The organism is Arthrobacter sp. A2-55 (assembly GCF_025548615.1).
Classification (GTDB): domain Bacteria; phylum Actinomycetota; class Actinomycetes; order Actinomycetales; family Micrococcaceae; genus Specibacter; species Specibacter silviterrae.
The window spans coordinates 1-17,682 of record NZ_JAJLOZ010000006.1 but is presented as its reverse complement, the minus strand read 5'-3'; the positions used below and the strand labels follow the sequence as shown (position 1 = coordinate 17,682).

Sequence of the window (17,682 nt, the reverse complement as noted above, 5' to 3'; positions counted from 1 at the left end):
TCTATAGAATGAGTCAGCACCGTCACTAAATATGAGTTTTCGTCACGATATGCTTCAAAATAGTCAAAAGTATCCGTTGCCACGATCCCGGAGTGATCCCCATGAGCATTTTGGACCCCCTTGACGTCCGCCTGGTGTTGGCCCTCATCGCCGAGCCCCGCGCCCAAATTGGCGAACTCTCCGACACCTTGGGAGTGGCCCGCAACACCATCCAGTCACACCTGCGCCAGCTGTCCCGTTCAGGGGCACTGCGGCGCGGCGGCCGCGAAGTCGACCTGGCAGCCATCGGCTACGACGTGGTGGCGTTCATTACGATCGAGGTCAACCACCGGGACCTGGACGGCGTCATTGCCGCCATGCGGGCCGTGCCCCAGGTGCTGGAAGTCTACGAAATCTCCGGCCGCGGCGATGTCTGGTGCCGCCTTGCAGCACGCGACGTCCACCACCTCCAGGCGGCGCTGCGCCAGCTGCTGCGGATCAAGGGGGTCATCCGCACGGAAACGTCGCTGGCCCTGCACGAGCACATCCCGTACCGGATCCAGCCGCTGCTCAACGGCATGAGCCACGGCTGAACCACGGCATCATGACGGCGGGGCTGCGCGCAGCGAATGCCCGCGGCGGCCATAATGGGCAGGTGACCATCATTGACAATGCCGTGTATGTCAGCGGCCGCCGCCACGCAGACCCCAAGTCCCTGGACCAGACCTACGACGTCATGGCCGCGTGCGGCGGCATGGCCTGGATCGGCATGTTCCGGCCCACTTCCGAGGAAATGGCGTCGCTGGCGGACGAATTTTCCCTCCACCAGCTGGCGGTCGAGGACACCATCAAGGCACACCAGCGGCCCAAGGTGGAACAGTACGACGACGTGCTGTTCACCGTGCTGCGCCCCGCCCGCTATCTGGATGACAGGGAAGCAGTGGAATTTGGCGAGCTGCACATTTTTACGGGCAAGAACTTCGTCATCACCATCCGGCACGCTGAAACGCCGGGGTTGGCTTCCACGCGCCACCGCCTCGAAGCCGATCCGGAACTGCTGGCCAAGGGGCCGGAGGCTGTGCTGTACGCCATTCTGGACCAGGTGGTGGACGACTACACGCCCGTGGTCAACGGCCTGGAAAACGACATTGACGAGATCGAGGACCAGCTCTTTGCCGGAGATCCCAACGTCTCGCGGCGCATCTACCAGCTGTCGCGGGAGGTCATCGCCTTCCAGCGTGCCATCCATCCGCTGCACGACATCATGGCCCAGCTGCGGGGCGGCCTGATGAAGTACGGTGCGGACAAGGAGCTGCTGCGCTACGTCCGTGACGTGGCCGACCATGTGGAAACGGTCAAGGCGAAGGTCGATTCCTTCCGCCAGCTGCTTCAAAACGCGCTCACCGTGGACGGCACGCTGACGGCCAACCGGCAAAACGAGGCCAGCGCAGCCCAAAACGAACAGGTCAAGAAGATTTCTTCGTGGGCGGCCATCCTGTTCGCACCGTCGTTCGTGGCAGGCATTTACGGCATGAATTTCCACATCATCCCGGAACTGAGCTGGGCGTGGGGCTACCCGTATGCCATTGCCCTGATGGTCCTGGTGGCCGTTGTCATGTACCTCATCTTCAAGAAAAAGACCTGGCTGTAACGGGCTAGGTCCGCGCCAGCGCGTCAATGTCCTCCAGGAAGTCCTGGGCGACGGCGTCGCTTACGGTGGCTTTTGTCTCGGCAATGGTGTCCAGGTAGTCGGCCGTGACCGGGCCGCGCACACCGGCTCCTTCCGCCGTGGAGAAAGCGCCGCCGTCGAACATGGCCGCTTCCAACGCCCGCTGGGAGGCGCTGCGGGCGGCAAACTCAATGTCTGCCGGCGAGAAGCCGCGGCTGGCTGCAACCAGCCCCGCAACATCCACCCCTTCCACGGCGGACGCGGGGATGAAGCGGTGCCACATGGCGGTGCGGGCCTCGTCGTCCGGCAGGCCGATGGGGATCACGTAGTCGAATCGGCCGTGGCGCAGGAACGCGGAATCCAGGGAGCGGATGAAATTCGTGGCACACACCAGCAGCCGGCCGGGCTGGTCGCGGAACGCCGGGATGATCTTGAGCAGCTCATTCGTGACGCCCTGCATGGGTGACGGCGGCTTCCCCGAGCGCTGGGACGCAATTTCCTCCACCTCGTCGATGAAGACCACGGCGTGTTCCAACTCGGCAATGTCCAAAAACGTCTGCCGCAGCGCACCGGCCAGCCCGCCCGGCTCCCCCGCCAGCCGCGACGGGAACACCTCCACAAATGGCCATTCCAGGCGCGAGGCAATGGCCTTGGCGAACGTTGTCTTGCCGGTGCCGGGAGGCCCAAACAGCACCACGGCGCGCGGCGGCACCACGCCGAATTCCTCCGCGAGCTCCGACTCGGCCAGCGGCAGCACCAGCCGCCGCTCCAGCAGCTCCTTTTCGGCCGTCATGCCTGCCACCCGGTCCCAAAGGTCGCGCGGAAGCACCCGCCCGCCCAGTTCCTCCAGCGCCCCGAGTTCGGCCCGCTGAACCGGGATGCGGCGTTCAAAGTAGCGAAGGTTTTTCTTCACCACGAAGCCGCGGTTGGAGAACGCCTCCACCCGCGTCTCGGTTTCCGGCATGAGCGCCGAGAGCTTGTTGAGGCCATGGGCCGCCATGCGGTTTTCGACGGCGGCCAGCAGCGAGGTGCCGATGCCCCTGCCACGGAATGCCGGCAGCGTGGACAAGAAAACGATCCAGCCCTGGTCGTGCGCGGCCCGGGCCACGGCGGCGCCCACCAGTTTTTCGCCCTGGACGGCCACGACGGCGTGGTCTTTTTCGCAGGAGGCCAGGACTTCGGAGAGGTCATAGACAGGCTCCACTCCGTTGGCCTTCAGGGACTGCCACAAGCCCAATATTCCCTCGACGTCTTGCGAATGAAAGTCACGTATCTTCCACGTTGTCATGTTCCGCCGCTCCCTTTCCCTGCCTCTGCCTTGTCCGTGCTACGCATCATGGCACGGCGGCAGCCTCCGCGTCGACGGCTGTCCGCACCATGGGTGCGCGGGACGGCTACCGTGTCCGCACAACCTCCCCGGCGGAGCGGTGCATGAGCAGCGCCTCCACCACGGGGTACAGCATCAGCACGCCCAGGACGGCGAATGTCCACTGGTAGGCGGCCACGGGCGGCGCGCCGGCCAGCAGTGCGCCGGCGGCACGCAGGATCAGGGCGCCGACGGCCACGCCCAGGCCCGTGGCAATCTGGGCGATGGTGGAGGACAGGGTGTTGGCGCCGGACATTCCCGCCTGTGGCACGTCCGCAAACTGCAGCGTGTTGTAGGCGCTGAAGCCGATGGAGCGCAGCACGCCGCTGGCAAACAGGACGGCGGCAATTGCGGCAAGGGGCGTGCCCGGCCCAAGCAGCGCGCACGCCCCCAGCACCAGTGCGCCGCCCAGGTTGCTCAGCAGCAGCACGGTGCGGAAGCCAAAGCGGCGGATCAACGGCGAGGTGGCTGGCTTGATCAGCACGTTCCCGGCGAACACGGCCATGGTCATCAGCCCGGCCTCGAACGCCGTCCAGCCGAACCCCAGCATGAACATCAGCGGCAACAAGAATGGCACGGCGTTGATGACCAGCCGGTACAGCGCCCCGCCGCCGTTGCCCACGCGGAACGTGGGAATGCGCAGGGCGCGCAGGTCCAGCAGCGGGTGCCGCGACCGCTTGAACCACCACAGGGCTGCCATTCCGCTGGCCAGCGCCAGCACAAGCCACAGCACGACGGCGGCCCACGGCGTGGGTGCCGCGCCGATCTGTTCCAGCCCAATCACCAGGGCGGCGAGCGCGATCCCGCACAGCACAAAGCCGGTCCAGTCCGGCGGCGGCACCTTGAGTGCCCGGATGGACGGCACCACCTTCAGCGCCACCGCAAACGCGAGGATGCCCAGGGGCACATTGACCAGGAAGATCCAGTGCCAGCTGGCGTAGGTGGTCAGCAGCCCGCCCAGGGCCGGGGCAATCACCGGCGCAATGAGGGCCGGCCACGTCAGGTAGGCGATGGCCTCGAGGAATTCCTTCCGGTCCGCATCCCGCAGCACCACCAGCCTGCCCACGGGGACCATGAGGGCCCCGCCCAGGCCCTGCAGCATCCGGGCGCCGCAGAGAAAGGCGAGGTTGGGGCTGGCCGCGCACAGCAGCGATGCCACAGTGAAGATGGCAATGGCCGCAGTGAAGACGCGCCGTGCCCCATACCGTTCCGCCAGCCAGCCGCTGATGGGGATGCCCACGGCGAGCGTGATGAGGTACGCCGTCATGGCCAGGTTGATGTCCACGGGCCGGACGTGCAGGTCTGCGGCCATGCCGGCAGCCGCCGTGGCAATGATGGTGCCGTCGAGGATTTCCATGAAATACGTCCCGGCGACCAGCAGCGCCAGGGCACGGCTGAAGGAGGGGGTGCGGGCCGCCGCAGTGGTTCTCTGTCTCACCGGCCCAAGCCTAGCGGCCGAGGGGCCCCGCCCGAGCTTGCGAGGGTGGGGAGGGCGCGACGGCGCTAGCGGCGCTAGGAGCCGAGGGACTGCAGGCACGTGACGAACGTCATACCTCGCCGGGAAACAATTGGACGCTCCTGGGCGCTCTAACCCTGTGAAACCAATTTTCACAACAGAGAGCTGCCCCCATGAGCGTCGACATCGCCACCGAAACCATCCTGCAGGACCAACTCATCCTCGACGCCGACACCGCCGACAACCTCTTCCTGGAGGCCCGCACCGCCAACAGCTGGGCGGACGATGAGATTTCGGACGAAACGCTTGAGGCCGTCTACGCGCTGACCCGCATGGCCCCGACCGCAATGAACATCCAGCCGCTGCGCATCACCTGGGTGCGCTCCGCCGAAGCCCGCGAGCGCCTGGTGGCGCACATGGCCGACGGCAACAAGGCCAAGACCCTGACGGCGCCAATGGTGGCCGTGCTCAGCTACGACACCGACTGGCACGAGCTCATGCCGACGACGGCGCCGCACGCCGCCGGCATGGTGCCCACCTTTGCCGCGAACGACGCCCTGCGCCAGGGGATGGCCGCCAACAACGCCCACATCCAGGCCGGCTTCTTCATCATGGCTGCCCGTGCCGCCGGACTGGCCGCCGGCCCCATGGGCGGTTTCGACGCTGCAGGGATTGACGCCGAGTTCAACGCCGGCACGCCGCGCAAGGCCTTCCTGGTGGTCAACCTGGGCAAGCCGAACGGGATCGTGGACCGCGCCCGCCTGCACCGCCTGGAGTTCGACGCCGCCACCGAAACGGTGTAGGCGCTCAACATAGGGAAACCTTGGCGTTGAAAATCAGTCTTTTACCTTAGTTGGCGCCACCCTCCGCAAATGCGGGAAGGGTGGCGCCAACTGGTGTTAACGGAGCCTTTGCGGCCCTATTGCGGCAACTGGCCAACGCCCTGGCCGGTAAAGTTGGCACGGTTCGCTTATGCGCCAGCCGTGACAGACCGCAGGCACATTGTGGCGCGCACCGGCCAAGAGGAAGGCCCCAGTGCCAGAAAAACAGAGCAGCCGAAATGCCACCGGGGCAGCATCCGGCCCCGTTGCGGACGCCGACACCTGGGCTGGCCACGTGAAGATCCTTCGCACGCCGCGAGTGCTCAGCCGCGAGGTGCTGGCAGGCATGGTCACCACCCTGGCACTGGTGCCCGAGGTCATCTCCTTTTCCGTGATTGCCGGGGTTGACCCGATGATTTCCCTCCTGGCCTCCGTGGTGCTGGCCGTCAGCATGTCTTTTTTAGGCGGGCGTTCGGCCATGGTGACGGCCGCCGCAGGGTCCGTGGCGCTGGTCATCGCACCCCTGGTCAGGAACCATGGGGTGGACTATGTCCTGCCGACGGTGATTGTGGCCGGAATCATCCAAATTGCCTTCGGCTGGGCGGGCCTGGCACGGCTGATGCGATTCATTCCACGTTCCGTCATGATCGGCTTCGTCAACGCCCTGGGCATCCTGATTTTCGCCGCCCAGGTCCCCCACCTGATCGGCGTGCCGTGGCTGGTGTATCCGCTGTTCGCGCTGACCCTGGCCATCATCGCATTCCTGCCCAGGCTCACGCGTTCCGTGCCTGCGCCGCTGGTGGCCATCGTGGTGGTGACGGCCCTGGTTGTCACGACAGGACTGGACGTGCCCAACGTTGCCGGCGAGGGGCCCATGAACGGCGGCCTGCCCGGGTTCACCCCGTTCCTTGTGCCACTCAACCTGGACACTTTCCGCATCATTTGGCCAACAGCGGTGAGCGTGGCGTTTGTGGGCCTCATGGAAACCCTGCTGACGGCCAAGTTGGTTGACGAGCTGACGGACACCCGTTCGCACAAGAGCCGGGAATCCTGGGCCCTTGGCGTGGCCAACATCCTGGCCGGTTTTTACGGCGGCATGGCCGGTTGCGCCATGATCGGCCAGACAGTGGTCAATGTGAAGATCGGCCGGGCCCGCAGCCGCATTTCAACGCTGGTTGCCGGGTTGTTCCTGCTGCTGCTGATCACCTCGCTCAGCACCGTGATGGGGCGGATCCCCATGGTGGCGCTGGCCGCCGTCATGATGGTGGTGGCCGTGTCCACGGTGAACTGGCACAGCGTCAGGCCGTCCACGCTGAAGCGGATGCCGCTGCCTGAAACCGTGGTGCTGGCGGTGACAATTGCCGTGGTGGTGGCCACTGGCAACCTGGCCTTGGGTGTTGCCGTGGGCGTGGTGCTGGCCATGGTCTTGTTTGCCCGGCGTGTGGCGCACGTGATCTCCGTGGACCGCACGCCTGCCGCTGACGGCGCATCCGTGCGCTATGTGGTGACCGGACCGCTGTTCTTTGGCAGCAGCAACGACCTGGTGGAGCAGTTCAGTTACGCACTTGATCCGCCGCAGGTGGTGGTGGATTTTGCCGCTGCACAAATCTGGGACGCCTCCTCCGTTGCCGCCGTGGATTCGGTGGTGGACAAGTTCGCCCGGCACGGCTGCACCGTGGCCATCACCGGACTCGACAGCCGGAGCCGGGCTTTCCACGGCAGGCTGACCGGCACGCTTTCCTAGCACCCAGCGTGAGCCGGCCCCATTCCGCTCCGGCCGGTCTAGACTGGCGCCATGGCTGCACACGATCCCGTCACGGTCACCGTCACTGGGGCCGCCGGACAAATTGGTTACGCATTGCTGTTCCGCATCGCCTCCGGGGCCATGCTGGGCCCGGACGTCGCTGTCAGGCTCAGGCTCCTGGAAGTCGCGCAAGCGGTCAGGGCCGCGGAGGGGACGGCGCTGGAACTGACGGACTGCGCGTTTCCGCTGCTGGCTGGCCTGGACGTCATGGACGATCCAGCCAGGGCGTTCGACGGCGCCAACATCGCCCTGCTGGTCGGTGCGCGGCCGCGCGGCCCAGGCATGGAGCGGGCGGAGCTGCTGAGCGCAAACGCGGGCATCTTTTCCGTCCAGGGCCGCGCCATCAATGACGGCGCCGCCCCCGATTTCCGGGCCGTGGTGGTGGGCAATCCGGCCAACACAAATGCCTTGATCGCCTCCGCCCATGCCCCCGACGTGCCTGCACGGAGGTTTACGGCCATGACCCGCCTGGACCACAACCGCGCCGTGGCGCAGCTGGCGGCCAAGGCCGGGGCAGCGGTCTCAGAGGTCAGGAACGTGGCCATCTGGGGCAACCACTCGGCATCCCAGTACCCGGACATCAGCCACGCCACGGTCTCGGGGCGGGCCGCTTCCTCGCTGGTGGACCAGGAGTGGATCGCAGGGCACTTCATCCCGCGAGTGTCCCAGCGCGGGGCGGAGGTCATTGCCGTGCGCGGCGGTTCCTCGGCCGCGTCCGCCGCCAACGCCGCCATTGAGCACATGAAGTTGTGGGTCCAGGGCACCCCGGCCGGCGACTGGACCAGCATGGCCGTCCCGTCCGACGGTTCCCATGGAATTGAGGAAGGACTGTTCGCCTCGGTTCCGGTCACCGCGGACGGCGGCGATTATGCCGTGGTCCGGGACTTGGACATCAGCAGCTTTTCGCGCAGCAGGATCGATGCCTCCGTGGCTGAGCTGGCGGCCGAACGCGACGCCGTGCGTGGGCTGGGCCTGCTCCCCTGAGCTGGCGGGCGGCCTTGCTGCATCGAAACTGCTGCTTACTTTTTCCGGCCCCGCACAAAGTAGGCGATGGGCCCGGCAAAATTAATGAACGACGCCGCCACCCAGGCTTTCTTGGGGCCGTTGACTTCCAGCGGTGTGCGCCGTGAGAGGTCATGCAGGGCCGCCAGTTGCAGCAGCAGCTGCAGCACGCCGGCCACGATGATGGCGCGCCTCTTCCCCGGGGCCAGGTCCTGCCACTTTTGCCTGCCGTCCATGGTGCCCTCCGTAGTGGTGTCCTGCCGTTGTGGTCTCCTGCCGATGTGCCCAGTCTAAGGCGCGGACTGTGGCTAAAACCCCGTCCGTTCAAACACCCACGGCAGCTTCGTCATGGTCAGCCGGTGGCGCGCACCGGCCGTCCCCTCGCTGCCGGCTTCCGGGTAGGCCTCGTCCCCGGCCCACACCACACCTGACGGGGCCGCAGGGGTGGCGACACCGCCGTCGCCCGTTGCTGCCGGCACGCCTGGAGACATGGCGGGCGGCAGCAGGTGGCTGTTGTAGGAAAATGGGGTGGCGGCCGTGGCGGCCTCGAGTGCCTGGCCTACCGTGGCCCAGCCAGCCAACTGGTGCAGCGTCACCCAGGTGGGAGGCACCAGCTGCATCTCGCCGCGCGCATGCCTGGCAAGTGCCGCCGCCGGCGCAAGCCAGGCATGGTCGACATGCTCCCCCGGGTTCAGGCGGACCTGCGCGGACGGAGCCTCCGCGAGAAAGAACCAGGTGCGGTAACGGCGCGGCAGCCGCTGCATGGGAGTCCACTGGGACAGCGGCACCAAGCTGTCGCTGCGCAACAGCTGCCCCGTTTCCTCCAGGACCTCACGCAGCCCGGCCGTGCGCGCCGCCGCGTCCGCAGCCTGGATTGCGGACAGCCGGCCGCCGGGCAGCCGGCCGCCGGTCAGTGGCGTTCCGCCGGGCCCCTGACGATCCGCCGGATCCACCTTCCCGCCGGGAAACACCCATGCCCCTGCGAAGGAGCGGCTGGTGCCGGGCCGCTCCAGCATCAGCACCTCAAGGCCCGCGGCTCCGTCGCGCAGCAGCACCACGGTGCAGGCATCCTCCAGCGGCGCCAGCGGCGGCAGCGGTTCGCGTGTGTCCATGGGGCCAGCCTACCCGCGCCGGGACTCACCGACGGGCCCCTCACGGCCAGGCAAAAGCCAGTCCGGAAATGGTTGTTGCCAACGACTATACACGCGAGTAGTCTGCTATTCATGAGTACAGCACAGGACGACCTGACCGGCCGGGCAAGGCTGCGAGACGCCGCCATTGAGGGCTTTGCCGCGCACGGCTTTGACGAATCGCTGCGCGCCATTGCGGCCCGGGCGGGCGTCAGCGCGGGGCTGGTCCGCCACCACTTCGGTTCAAAGGAGGAACTGCGCGCCGAGTGCGACGCCACTGTCCTGGAACGTTACCGCATCATGAAGGAGGACAGCATTAATGTGCCCGCCACGCGCGTGTTTGCCCAACTGCCGTCCTCCCATGAGGGCGGGCTGCTGATGGTCTACATATTGCGCAGCGTCCAGGACGGCAGCGCGGCAGGGCGCACGTTCATCGAAAACATGGTGGCCGAGGCTGCGGCCTTCACGGCGGACGCCGTGGCGCGGGGCCTGGTGGTCCCCAGCCGCGATGAGGCCGCCCGGGCGCGCTACATGGTGCAGCAGTCGATCGGCAGCATGCTGGTGAACTTGGCCATGCGCCCCGACGTGCGCCTGGACGATTTCCCCGCTGTCATGGAGCAGTACATGGCAGAGACCATGCTCCCAACCCTGGAGCTGTACACAGAGGGCGTTTTCACCGACAGCAGCTACCTGGACCAGTACCTGTCCTTCCGGGCCGCCAACACCAACCCGCCCGCGGGCCGCGCGGGAGAACCTTTAGCAAGGTAAGGAAACACCATGTCCCCAAACATTCCGGCCGTTGAGGTCACGGGACTGCGCAAGCGGTTCGGGACGACCACGGCATTGGCAGGCCTGGACCTGCAGGTTGAGCAGGGCACCGTTGCGGGCTTCCTGGGCCCCAACGGTTCAGGAAAGTCCACCACCATCCGCATCCTGCTTGGCCTGTTGCGGGCCGACGGGGGAAGCGCCACTCTCCTGGGCGGCGATCCCTGGCGCGACGCCGTCGAGCTTCACCGGCGCATCGCCTACGTTCCGGGGGACGTCAGCCTGTGGCCCAACCTCACCGGCGGCCAGGCCATCGACATCCTCGCCCGGTTGCGCGGCGGCGTGGACACGGCCCAGCGCGACGAACTGCTGGCCCGGTTTGAGCTGGACCCGAGCAAGAAGGCTCGCAGCTATTCCAAGGGCAACCGGCAGAAGGTGGCCCTGGTGGCGGGCCTGGCCTCGAGCGCCGAGCTGCTGATCCTGGATGAGCCGACGTCGGGCCTGGACCCGCTCATGGAACAGGTGTTCACCGACTGCATCAGGGAGGTCAAGGGGCAGGGCCGCAGCGTGCTGCTCTCCAGCCACATTTTCGCCGAAGTGGAAAAGCTCTGCGACACGGTGACGATCATCCGGGACGGCCGGACGGTTGAGGCGGGCCGGCTGGACGAACTCCGCCACCTGCACCGCACCACCGTTTCGGTAACCCTTGACCGCGAAGCGACCGTACTGGCCGGCGTGCCCGGCATCAACGACCTTGCCGCGGACGGCAACCGGGCCACTTTCACCGTGGGCGAGGAAGCCCTGGGCGGCGTCCTTGCCGCCATCGCAGCCTACGCGCCGCGCACCCTGGTCTCCAGCCCGCCATCCCTTGAGGAACTGTTCCTGCGCCACTACGGCGCCGCCGGGGCCCCTGCCGCGGCAGGCAAGGGCTCCGGGACTGGCACGACGGCGGCGCAGACGGCGGGTGCGCGATGAGCATCGCAGCCCCCCGCCTGCACGTTGCGGCGGCGCCGGCGGCCATGTCAACGCTGGCCGGCTTCGGCCTGTCCGTGAGGTTCATCCTGCGCCGCAACTGGCTGCGCCTGGTGATTTGGGCGGCTGTCCTGGCCATGATGATCCCCATCGTCTACACGTCCCAGCAGGCCACCTTTCCCACCCAGGCGGCCCGCGACGCCTACGCCAATGTGGCCAACACCCCCGCCATTGCGGCCATGACGGGCCTGCCCTATGCGGCCGGCAGCCTGGGCGGCATTCTGGTCATCAAGATTTGGATGACGCTCGCCGTCGCCCTGGGGTTTGCCTCCATCTTCCTGGTGACCCGCAACGGCCGCGCCGATGAGGAGGCAGGGCGCACCGAGCTGCTGCGCGGCTCCGCCCTGGGACGGCATGCCTTCAGCCTGGCCAACTACACCGTTGCCGGCAGCCTCAGCGTTGTGACAGGCCTGCTGATTTCACTGTTGGCCCTTTCGGACAAGCTGCCTGCAGCGGGGTCGTGGGTGCTGGGCGGCTCGGTCGCCGGCGTCGGGCTGGCGTTTGTGGGGGTCTCCGCGCTCTGCGGGCAGCTGGCTTCCACCAGCCGCGGCGCCAACTCCCTGGGCGTGGCGGTGCTTGCCGTGTTCTATCTCATCCGGGCCGTTGCCGACGTGGATGCCCATGACACCAACGTCACGGCACTGAGCTGGTTCTCGCCGATCGGCTGGGGGCAGAACATGCGTTCCTACGCCCAGGACACGTGGTGGCCTTTCCTGGCACTGCTGGCCCTCGCCGCCGCCGCGTGCATCCTGGCCCTGCGCATTGAAACCCGCCGCGACTTGGGCATGGGATTGCTGCCGGCACGCCCGGGGCCGGCCCGTGCCACCGCGTTCCTGGCCTCCCCCCTGGGCCTGTCCCTGAGGCTGCAGCGGGCCACGCTCATTTCCTGGCTGTTCGGCGCCATTGTGGCCGGCCTGTTCTTTGGCAGCGTGGCGAAGGCCATGACCAGCGTCCTGGACCCGTCAAACACCGTTGCCAAGGCCTTCCTGGGCGGATCCCACGACATGCTCAACGGCATCCTGGGCACCTTCGTGCTGTTCACAGGCATGCTGGCTGGCGCGTTTGCCCTGCAGAGCCTCTCCGGCGCCCGCGCCGAGGAATCCGGCGGGCGGCTCGAATCCCAGCTCGCCGGATCGCTGGCGCGGACCCGGTGGCTCGGCGCCCACATCGCCGTGGCCGCGGCAGGCTCCGCACTGATGCTGCTGCTGGGCGGCTGGCTCACGGGCGTCTCCTCCAACGGGGCGGCAAGCGGTTCCGCCATGGCATGGGCCGCGTTTGCCTACTGGCCCGCCGTGCTGCTGATGATGGGCGCCATGCTGTTCCTGCACGGGTTCCTGCCGCGGCAAAGCGTCAGCCTGAGCTGGGCAATTTACGGCGTTTCGGTGGTGGTGGCAATGTTCGGGCCCCTGTTTTCACTGTCCGAAAGCGCCATCAAGGCCACCCCGTTTGGGGCTGTTCCGAGGATGCCGGCCGTTGACTTTTCGCTGCCGCCCGTCCTGGTGCTGACGGCCATTGCCGTGGGCCTTGGGGCCCTGGGCGTTTGGCGATTCCGCACCCGCGACATCATCCCGGAGTAGCCTGAGAGAAGGAGTGAATCCAAGAAGAATCCGAAAGGGAGCAGTCGTGGAAGACGCAACGCTGGGCAAGGCACTGGAGATTGAACACCGGGACATTGACGGCGGCATCGAGGCGTATCTGGCCAGCCTGGGCGGCACGGCAGACCCTGCGCCGCTCCGGGCCGCGCTGGCCGGGCTGCGGCGGCACATCTACCTTGAAGAGCAGTTCCTGTTCCCGCCGCTGAAGGCCGCCGGGCTCATGGGTCCCATTTTCGTCATGCTGCGCGAGCACGGGGAACTCTGGCGTTCCATGGACGCCGTGGAAGCACTGCTGGCTGCGGCGGCAGACACAGCGGCAGTGCGGGATGCCTGCACGGGGCTGCTGGCATTGCTCGACGCCCACAATTCCAAGGAAGAGCCCATCATCTACACCCAGGCGGACCAGCTCCTGGACGGAGCCGCCAGCACCGAGCTGCTGGACTTTCTCGAGGGCGGCACCACCCCGGACGGCTGGGTGGCCAGCGCCGCGTAGCCCCCCTCTGGCGCCACCGCGCGAATCGTGTGAAAGTGTCACCATGGGAACCATGATTAGCTTCACCGCAGCCGGTGAAACCATCCAGGCCTATCAGGCCGAAGCTGTCGGGCCTCTGCGCGGCGCCGTGGTGGTCATCCACGAAATCTGGGGACTGACCGGGCACATCAAAAATGTGGCCGACAGGTTCGCCGCCGAGGGGTACCTGGCCCTGGCCCCTGACTTGATGGGGCTCGCCGGGCTGGATGCAACGTTGCTGGCCGAGCTGGGCGCGGACAGGAGCGATCCGGCCAAGCGGACGGCCGTCCAGCCCAAGATCAGGGCGGCCACCGGGCCCCTGCGCGACCCCGGAAAGGCCGCGCGAATCCAGGCGGGCGTCGCTGCCGCTTTCCACCACCTCGACGACGGCGTTGGGCAGGCCGTGAGAACCGCCGTCGTCGGTTACTGCTTTGGCGGAACATATGCGTTTGCGCTGGCGGTGTCCGAACCCGGGCTCGCGGCAGCAGTGCCGTTTTACGGCCAGGCGAACTACACCGTGGCGGAGCTGGCCGGGGTGAAGAGCCCCATTTTGGCGTTTTACGGCGAGGAGGACACTGCGCTGACGGACACGCTGCCGGAATTGATTTCACGCATGCGTGAGGCCGGGGTGGATTTCCGGTACACGGTCTTTTCCGGTGCCGGGCACGCGTTTTTCAATGACAGCAACCCTGTTGCCTACCGGCCGGAAGCTGCCCGGATTGCCTGGACGGAGACGCTGGAGTTCCTCGCCGAGCAATTGGGGTGAGCCACAGCCGGGACCCAGCTGGTGCAGACGCAATTCAGTTGCCGGCTGCTGCCTGCAACATTTTCCGCGCGATCGGACCGGCCGTGACCGCCCCGAGGTCCCCGTCCTCCACAAACACCGCCACGGCCACGTCGCCCTGGGCCGCAATGACCCAGGAATGCGTGTGCGGCGGCGTCGCGGTGCCAAACTCCGCGGTGCCCGTCTTGCCTATGGCGGGGGCGCCCGGCAAGTCAGCGAGGACGCCCAGGTAGCCGTCGGTCACCACGGAACGCATCATGGTGCGCAGGCCGTCTGCTTCCTTGGCGGTCAACGCGGAGCCTCCCACCTGGCCCGCCTTGCCGTCGTGGCCCTCAATCAGCTCGGGAACCACCACCGAACCCTTGACCACCGTGGCCATCATGGTGGCGAGGTCCAGCGGGGACACCAGCACCTTGCCCTGCCCGATCATGGAGGCGGCGTGCTCGGTGCCGGCTGAATCGCGCGGCACGGAACCGGTGAACGCGTCTATGCCAAGATTGTTGGTCATGCCAATGCCCAGGGCACCGGCGGCGTCCGCCAGCTTGGCCTGGGACAATTTTTCAAATTGCGACACAAACGCCGTGTTGCAGGAGTGGGCAATGGCAACTGTCATGGACACCTGGCCCGTGGCCTCCGCCGCATAACCGGGCGCGTTGAGGAATTTCTTGCCGTCCGCCGTGAATTCCGGCGTGCAGCTGAGCGTGGAGGCCGGCGTCATGCCTTCGCGGAACAGCCCCAGCGAGGTGGCGATTTTGAACGTGGAACCGGGCGCATACTGGCCAAGGAAGGCCGTGTTGTAGCCGTTGCTGTCGGGTCCGTTGGCGGCAGCCAGGATGGCGCCCGTGGAGGGCTTGATGACCACCACGGAGCTTGGCGTCTTGACGTCGGTGAGCGCACTTTCAGCATCAGTTTGCAGCTTTTGGACCAGCGTGGTCTTGACGTCCTTGCCGTCCACGGGGGCTGCGCTGAAGAGGATTTTCGCAGCTTGGCTGTTCGCGGCGGCGGGTGCCGGTGTACTCCCGTCCGTGGCCGTGGCAGTTGCCCCGGCGGAGGGCAGGGCGGCCGGCACGGCCTCCACGGTGACGCCCGGCGTTCCTTCCAACTGGGCACCCTGGGACGCCTGCAGGCCGCTGCCGCCCACTATTTCCCCGGCCACCACCTGGCCCTTGGAGTTGGCAATGTCCTCGGCCGTGGCCTGGTGCACGGAGCCCAGGATGGCCTGCGCAAAGGTGCGGGTGGGTGCCAGCGGCAGCGTCCCCGGCACGGCCAGGAACCCCTGGACCGCCTTCAGCTGCCCTGGCGGCAGTGCGGCGAAAGCGTCATCGCGCAGCGTGATTGCGTCCACAAAGGCCACGGGGCCGTAGGCCTTGACCTTGGCCACGTAGGCGGCCGGGTCAATGCCAACCACGGCGGCCAGGGCTTTCGCACCCGCCTCGGCCTGCGCCTCGTCCAGGCCGTCCTTGTTGATCCCGACGGTTTGGACAGGCCGTTCCTTGACGATGGCCTGTCCGGCCGAGTCCAGGATGGAGGCCCGCTGCGGGTACGTGGTGGAGATCTTTAGGCCCTCGCCGGGCAGCAGCCTTGGCTCCACCATGGCCGGCGTCCAGGTGATGGTCCATCCCGTGCCGTTGCGCTTCATGTCCGCCCCGGTTGCATACGTCCACGGCTTGGCCTGCTTGGGGAGGGACCAGGAGTAGTTCAGCGACACCCGGGCCGTGTCCTTCTCCCCCAGGGCCACTTGGGCAACGCTGACCTTGGGCCACACCGGGTCGATCCCCTTTGCCAGGGCGGCCAGCTCCTTTTGGACCTCGGCGGCCGGCTTGTCAAACGCCACGGCACCGACGGTGTGGCTGGTCAGGGCGGCTGCAAGCGCTGTGGCCGCTGCCGTCCCGTCGTCCTTGGGCGGGGAGCATGCAACCACGGCCGACAGGACCAGGCCAAACGAAAGCGCAAGGGCGCAAGCGCGACGAATCATGGATTTCCTCAAGGTAGATGTTTGACCAGCCTAGCCACTGTGCCTTGACAAGGCTGTCATCGACGCGGGGCGGGCACCAAACCGGCGGGTGCCGCCGTCGTGCCTTGGTTTTCAAGGCTCGACGGCGGCACCGGCCGCACGCTGGAGGGCGTTACCGGGCTGCGCCCACGATGATCTCGTTGACCACAGGTGCCGCGCCCGCGTCCAGGACAAGCCGGATGCCCGTGACGGGATTGCCGCCCACGGACACGTTCGTGTAGCCGGACTTGAGCCGGCCGGCCGCCGTCCAGGCGCCCCCGCGCTGGACCTCGACGGTCCCGGCAGCGGTGCCGACCACCGTTACCGCCGGCACCGTGCGGGCGTCAAACAACTGGGTGATGTTGTCCCCGGCCACGGCCGGGCGGGCACCGGTCCAGGCCGTGTCCACCCTGCCGTCCACGGCGGCGGAAAGCACACTGCCGTCAGCCGAGGGGATGGTGGACGTCACCCCCACAGGAACGGTGCTGACAGTGAATTCGCGAATCTTGATCCACTTCCCGCCGGGGTTGGGGGCTGTGGCAATGATCCGCACGTAGCGGGCCGTCACGGGTGTCGCGAAGGTGGCGGAAATGACGGGGGCGTTGTCGAAGGTGCCCGCGTCGGTCCAGGTGGCGCCGTCCACGGAGTACTGCAGCAACGCGTGGTACATCATGTCGGCGCTGACGGTGTCGGAGTCTGATTGCTGGATTTTGACGCCTGTGATGCTGGCGGGGCCGCCCAGGTCGGCCCCGATGGTGGAGCCGACGGCGGGGGCGCTGTTCGTCCAGAAGATGGTGCCGGTGTCGCCGTCGAACATCTTGTCGGCGGTGTTGTTGCCGTAGGGCGCGAAGCTGGTCACGGCCGTTGGCGCCGAACCTGCCGTCGGCACTGCCCCGAGCCATGCGTCCGCAACGGACTTGGCCTTGGTGATGAACTGGCCGAAGACGCCGTCACCAACTTGGGGGACCACCAGCCCCTGGTCCAGGGTGGGCTGCGTGGCCGCACCCGCAGCGGCGACGGCGGTGTTCAGCCTGGTCCGGGCCTGGACCACGGCAGGGCCGTCGCCCTTCGTGACTGCCCGGAGCATGTCAAGGGCATAGCCGGTGGCCCCGCCCCAGTTGGCGGCCGTGTCGATCCAGTGCTTCGTGTCGGCGTAGAAGCCGGCCGAAGCCATCCCGGCCAGGTCCTGGGGCATTTGCCGGATCAGTGCCGTGCGGTCGGCGAGGGCGGAATGCACAGGGAACGTCCCGGAGCCGTACTGGGCCCAGAAAGCGGCGACGTCGGCCGAAAGCGCCGGCGCGCTTGGCGTCAGGGAGTCGTTCTGCCAGTTTTGGTTGAGGTCAGCGAAGGCAGTGAGGGATTCCAGCGCGCCCTTCCTGGTGCCGGCAAGCAGTTTGAGGGCGGCGTCCATGGACTGCCGCGGCTGGTAGGCCGGGCCGTTCCAGGTGAAGTCGGCGAAGTTGAACAGGGTGGGCAGGGAAGCGTAGGACTCGATCATCGGGTTGGCGGTGATGCCCGTGGTGGCGGTGTAGAGGTCAGCATCGCGGCCAATCAGCGGGGCCAAAAACAGCTTGTTCTGGGCGAAGTCGTTGACCGGGTAGTTGTCCCAAATGAACAGGCCGCGGGGATCGGACGCCGTGCCATAGGTGACTTGGGCGGCCTTGGTGCTGGCCGTGGTGATCCGGTGCGAGACCACCTGTTCGCCGGTCCACTGGAGCAGGATGTCCTTGTCCATCGCAAGCCCCAGTTCGCCCTTGTAGGGATCTGCGGCGGAG

General features: G+C 67.1%; 16 protein-coding genes. 10 read left to right on the top strand and 6 right to left on the bottom strand.

Annotated elements, in window-relative coordinates; genetic code table 11:
- The first annotated feature begins 101 nt into the window (after positions 1–101).
- Together LPN03_RS03090 and corA are read left to right on the top strand one after the other, a co-directional pair.
- Complete coding sequence (locus LPN03_RS03090) at positions 102–572, top strand: Lrp/AsnC family transcriptional regulator (protein ID WP_205678012.1); 471 nt, start codon at positions 102–104, stop codon at positions 570–572.
- A 62-nt stretch (positions 573–634) separates the two neighbouring features.
- A complete protein-coding gene (gene corA / locus LPN03_RS03085; RefSeq protein ID WP_262453092.1) occupies positions 635–1,630 on the top strand; it encodes a magnesium/cobalt transporter CorA in 996 nt (331 codons plus the stop codon).
- A 4-nt stretch (positions 1,631–1,634) separates the two neighbouring features.
- On the opposite strand, the gene LPN03_RS03080 is transcribed toward corA, so the two are convergent.
- Together LPN03_RS03080 and LPN03_RS03075 are read right to left on the bottom strand one after the other, a co-directional pair.
- Positions 1,635–2,936, bottom strand: coding sequence for an ATP-binding protein (locus LPN03_RS03080; protein WP_262453091.1), 1,302 nt, complete (start codon positions 2,934–2,936; stop codon positions 1,635–1,637).
- A gap of 106 nt (positions 2,937–3,042) precedes the next feature.
- The gene (locus LPN03_RS03075) at positions 3,043–4,452 is read right to left on the bottom strand and encodes an MFS transporter (RefSeq protein WP_262453090.1); all 1,410 of its coding nucleotides are present in this window, start codon (positions 4,450–4,452) and stop codon (positions 3,043–3,045) included.
- Between the two features lie 191 nt (positions 4,453–4,643).
- Here LPN03_RS03075 and LPN03_RS03070 point away from each other — a divergent pair, with 191 nt between their 5' ends.
- From LPN03_RS03070 to LPN03_RS03060, 3 genes are all read left to right on the top strand, one after another.
- Positions 4,644–5,273 (top strand): malonic semialdehyde reductase, encoded by a 630-nt coding sequence (locus LPN03_RS03070; RefSeq protein WP_262453089.1) that lies wholly within the window; start codon positions 4,644–4,646, stop codon positions 5,271–5,273.
- Between the two features lie 313 nt (positions 5,274–5,586).
- Positions 5,587–7,035, top strand: coding sequence for a SulP family inorganic anion transporter (locus LPN03_RS03065; protein ID WP_262453148.1), 1,449 nt, complete (start codon positions 5,587–5,589; stop codon positions 7,033–7,035).
- Between the two features lie 51 nt (positions 7,036–7,086).
- Positions 7,087–8,079 (top strand): malate dehydrogenase, encoded by a 993-nt coding sequence (locus LPN03_RS03060; RefSeq protein ID WP_262453088.1) that lies wholly within the window; start codon positions 7,087–7,089, stop codon positions 8,077–8,079.
- 35 nt (positions 8,080–8,114) lie between these two features.
- Here LPN03_RS03060 and LPN03_RS03055 read toward each other — a convergent pair whose 3' ends face one another.
- Positions 8,115–8,333 (bottom strand): hypothetical protein, encoded by a 219-nt coding sequence (locus LPN03_RS03055; RefSeq protein ID WP_165181019.1) that lies wholly within the window; start codon positions 8,331–8,333, stop codon positions 8,115–8,117.
- Positions 8,334–8,405: 72 nt separating this feature from the next.
- Positions 8,406–9,209, bottom strand: coding sequence for an NUDIX hydrolase (locus tag LPN03_RS03050; protein ID WP_262453087.1), 804 nt, complete (start codon positions 9,207–9,209; stop codon positions 8,406–8,408).
- 111 nt (positions 9,210–9,320) lie between these two features.
- Here LPN03_RS03050 and LPN03_RS03045 point away from each other — a divergent pair, with 111 nt between their 5' ends.
- The 5 genes from LPN03_RS03045 to LPN03_RS03025 are packed head-to-tail and all read left to right on the top strand — an operon-like array spanning position 9,321 to position 13,896.
- Positions 9,321–9,995, top strand: coding sequence for a TetR family transcriptional regulator (locus LPN03_RS03045; RefSeq protein ID WP_262453086.1), 675 nt, complete (start codon positions 9,321–9,323; stop codon positions 9,993–9,995).
- A 9-nt stretch (positions 9,996–10,004) separates the two neighbouring features.
- The gene (locus LPN03_RS03040) at positions 10,005–10,967 is read left to right on the top strand and encodes an ABC transporter ATP-binding protein (RefSeq protein WP_262453085.1); all 963 of its coding nucleotides are present in this window, start codon (positions 10,005–10,007) and stop codon (positions 10,965–10,967) included.
- On the top strand, positions 10,964–12,601 hold the full coding sequence (locus LPN03_RS03035) for an ABC transporter permease (protein ID WP_165181022.1): 1,638 nt from the start codon (positions 10,964–10,966) through the stop codon (positions 12,599–12,601). Before LPN03_RS03040 ends, LPN03_RS03035 begins: the two co-directional genes overlap by 4 nt.
- A gap of 46 nt (positions 12,602–12,647) precedes the next feature.
- On the top strand, positions 12,648–13,112 hold the full coding sequence (locus LPN03_RS03030; protein ID WP_165181023.1) for a hemerythrin domain-containing protein: 465 nt from the start codon (positions 12,648–12,650) through the stop codon (positions 13,110–13,112).
- 43 nt (positions 13,113–13,155) lie between these two features.
- Positions 13,156–13,896, top strand: a complete 741-nt coding sequence (locus tag LPN03_RS03025; protein WP_240901702.1) for a dienelactone hydrolase family protein — start codon at positions 13,156–13,158, stop codon at positions 13,894–13,896.
- Positions 13,897–13,930: 34 nt separating this feature from the next.
- On the opposite strand, the gene LPN03_RS03020 is transcribed toward LPN03_RS03025, so the two are convergent.
- Both LPN03_RS03020 and LPN03_RS03015 read right to left on the bottom strand, forming a co-directional pair.
- The gene (locus LPN03_RS03020; RefSeq protein ID WP_165181024.1) at positions 13,931–15,889 is read right to left on the bottom strand and encodes a penicillin-binding transpeptidase domain-containing protein; all 1,959 of its coding nucleotides are present in this window, start codon (positions 15,887–15,889) and stop codon (positions 13,931–13,933) included.
- A gap of 151 nt (positions 15,890–16,040) precedes the next feature.
- Positions 16,041–17,682 (bottom strand): beta-N-acetylglucosaminidase domain-containing protein (locus tag LPN03_RS03015; RefSeq protein ID WP_262453084.1); only part of this gene is annotated, 1,642 nt, incomplete at its 5' end.

Bases quoted from the DNA above. Each gene is read 5' to 3' on its own strand.
- LPN03_RS03020 (WP_165181024.1), bottom strand. From the start codon at position 15,889: ATGATTCGTCGCGCTTGCGCCCTTGCGCTTTCGTTTGGCCTGGTCCTG.
- LPN03_RS03045 (WP_262453086.1), top strand. From the start codon at position 9,321: ATGAGTACAGCACAGGACGACCTGACCGGCCGGGCAAGGCTGCGAGAC.
- LPN03_RS03040 (WP_262453085.1), top strand. From the start codon at position 10,005: ATGTCCCCAAACATTCCGGCCGTTGAGGTCACGGGACTGCGCAAGCGG.
- LPN03_RS03050 (WP_262453087.1), bottom strand. From the start codon at position 9,209: ATGGACACACGCGAACCGCTGCCGCCGCTGGCGCCGCTGGAGGATGCC.
- LPN03_RS03060 (WP_262453088.1), top strand. From the start codon at position 7,087: ATGGCTGCACACGATCCCGTCACGGTCACCGTCACTGGGGCCGCCGGA.
- LPN03_RS03070 (WP_262453089.1), top strand. From the start codon at position 4,644: ATGAGCGTCGACATCGCCACCGAAACCATCCTGCAGGACCAACTCATC.
- LPN03_RS03055 (WP_165181019.1), bottom strand. From the start codon at position 8,333: ATGGACGGCAGGCAAAAGTGGCAGGACCTGGCCCCGGGGAAGAGGCGC.
- LPN03_RS03025 (WP_240901702.1), top strand. From the start codon at position 13,156: ATGGGAACCATGATTAGCTTCACCGCAGCCGGTGAAACCATCCAGGCC.
- LPN03_RS03035 (WP_165181022.1), top strand. From the start codon at position 10,964: ATGAGCATCGCAGCCCCCCGCCTGCACGTTGCGGCGGCGCCGGCGGCC.
- LPN03_RS03080 (WP_262453091.1), bottom strand. From the start codon at position 2,936: ATGACAACGTGGAAGATACGTGACTTTCATTCGCAAGACGTCGAGGGA.
- LPN03_RS03090 (WP_205678012.1), top strand. From the start codon at position 102: ATGAGCATTTTGGACCCCCTTGACGTCCGCCTGGTGTTGGCCCTCATC.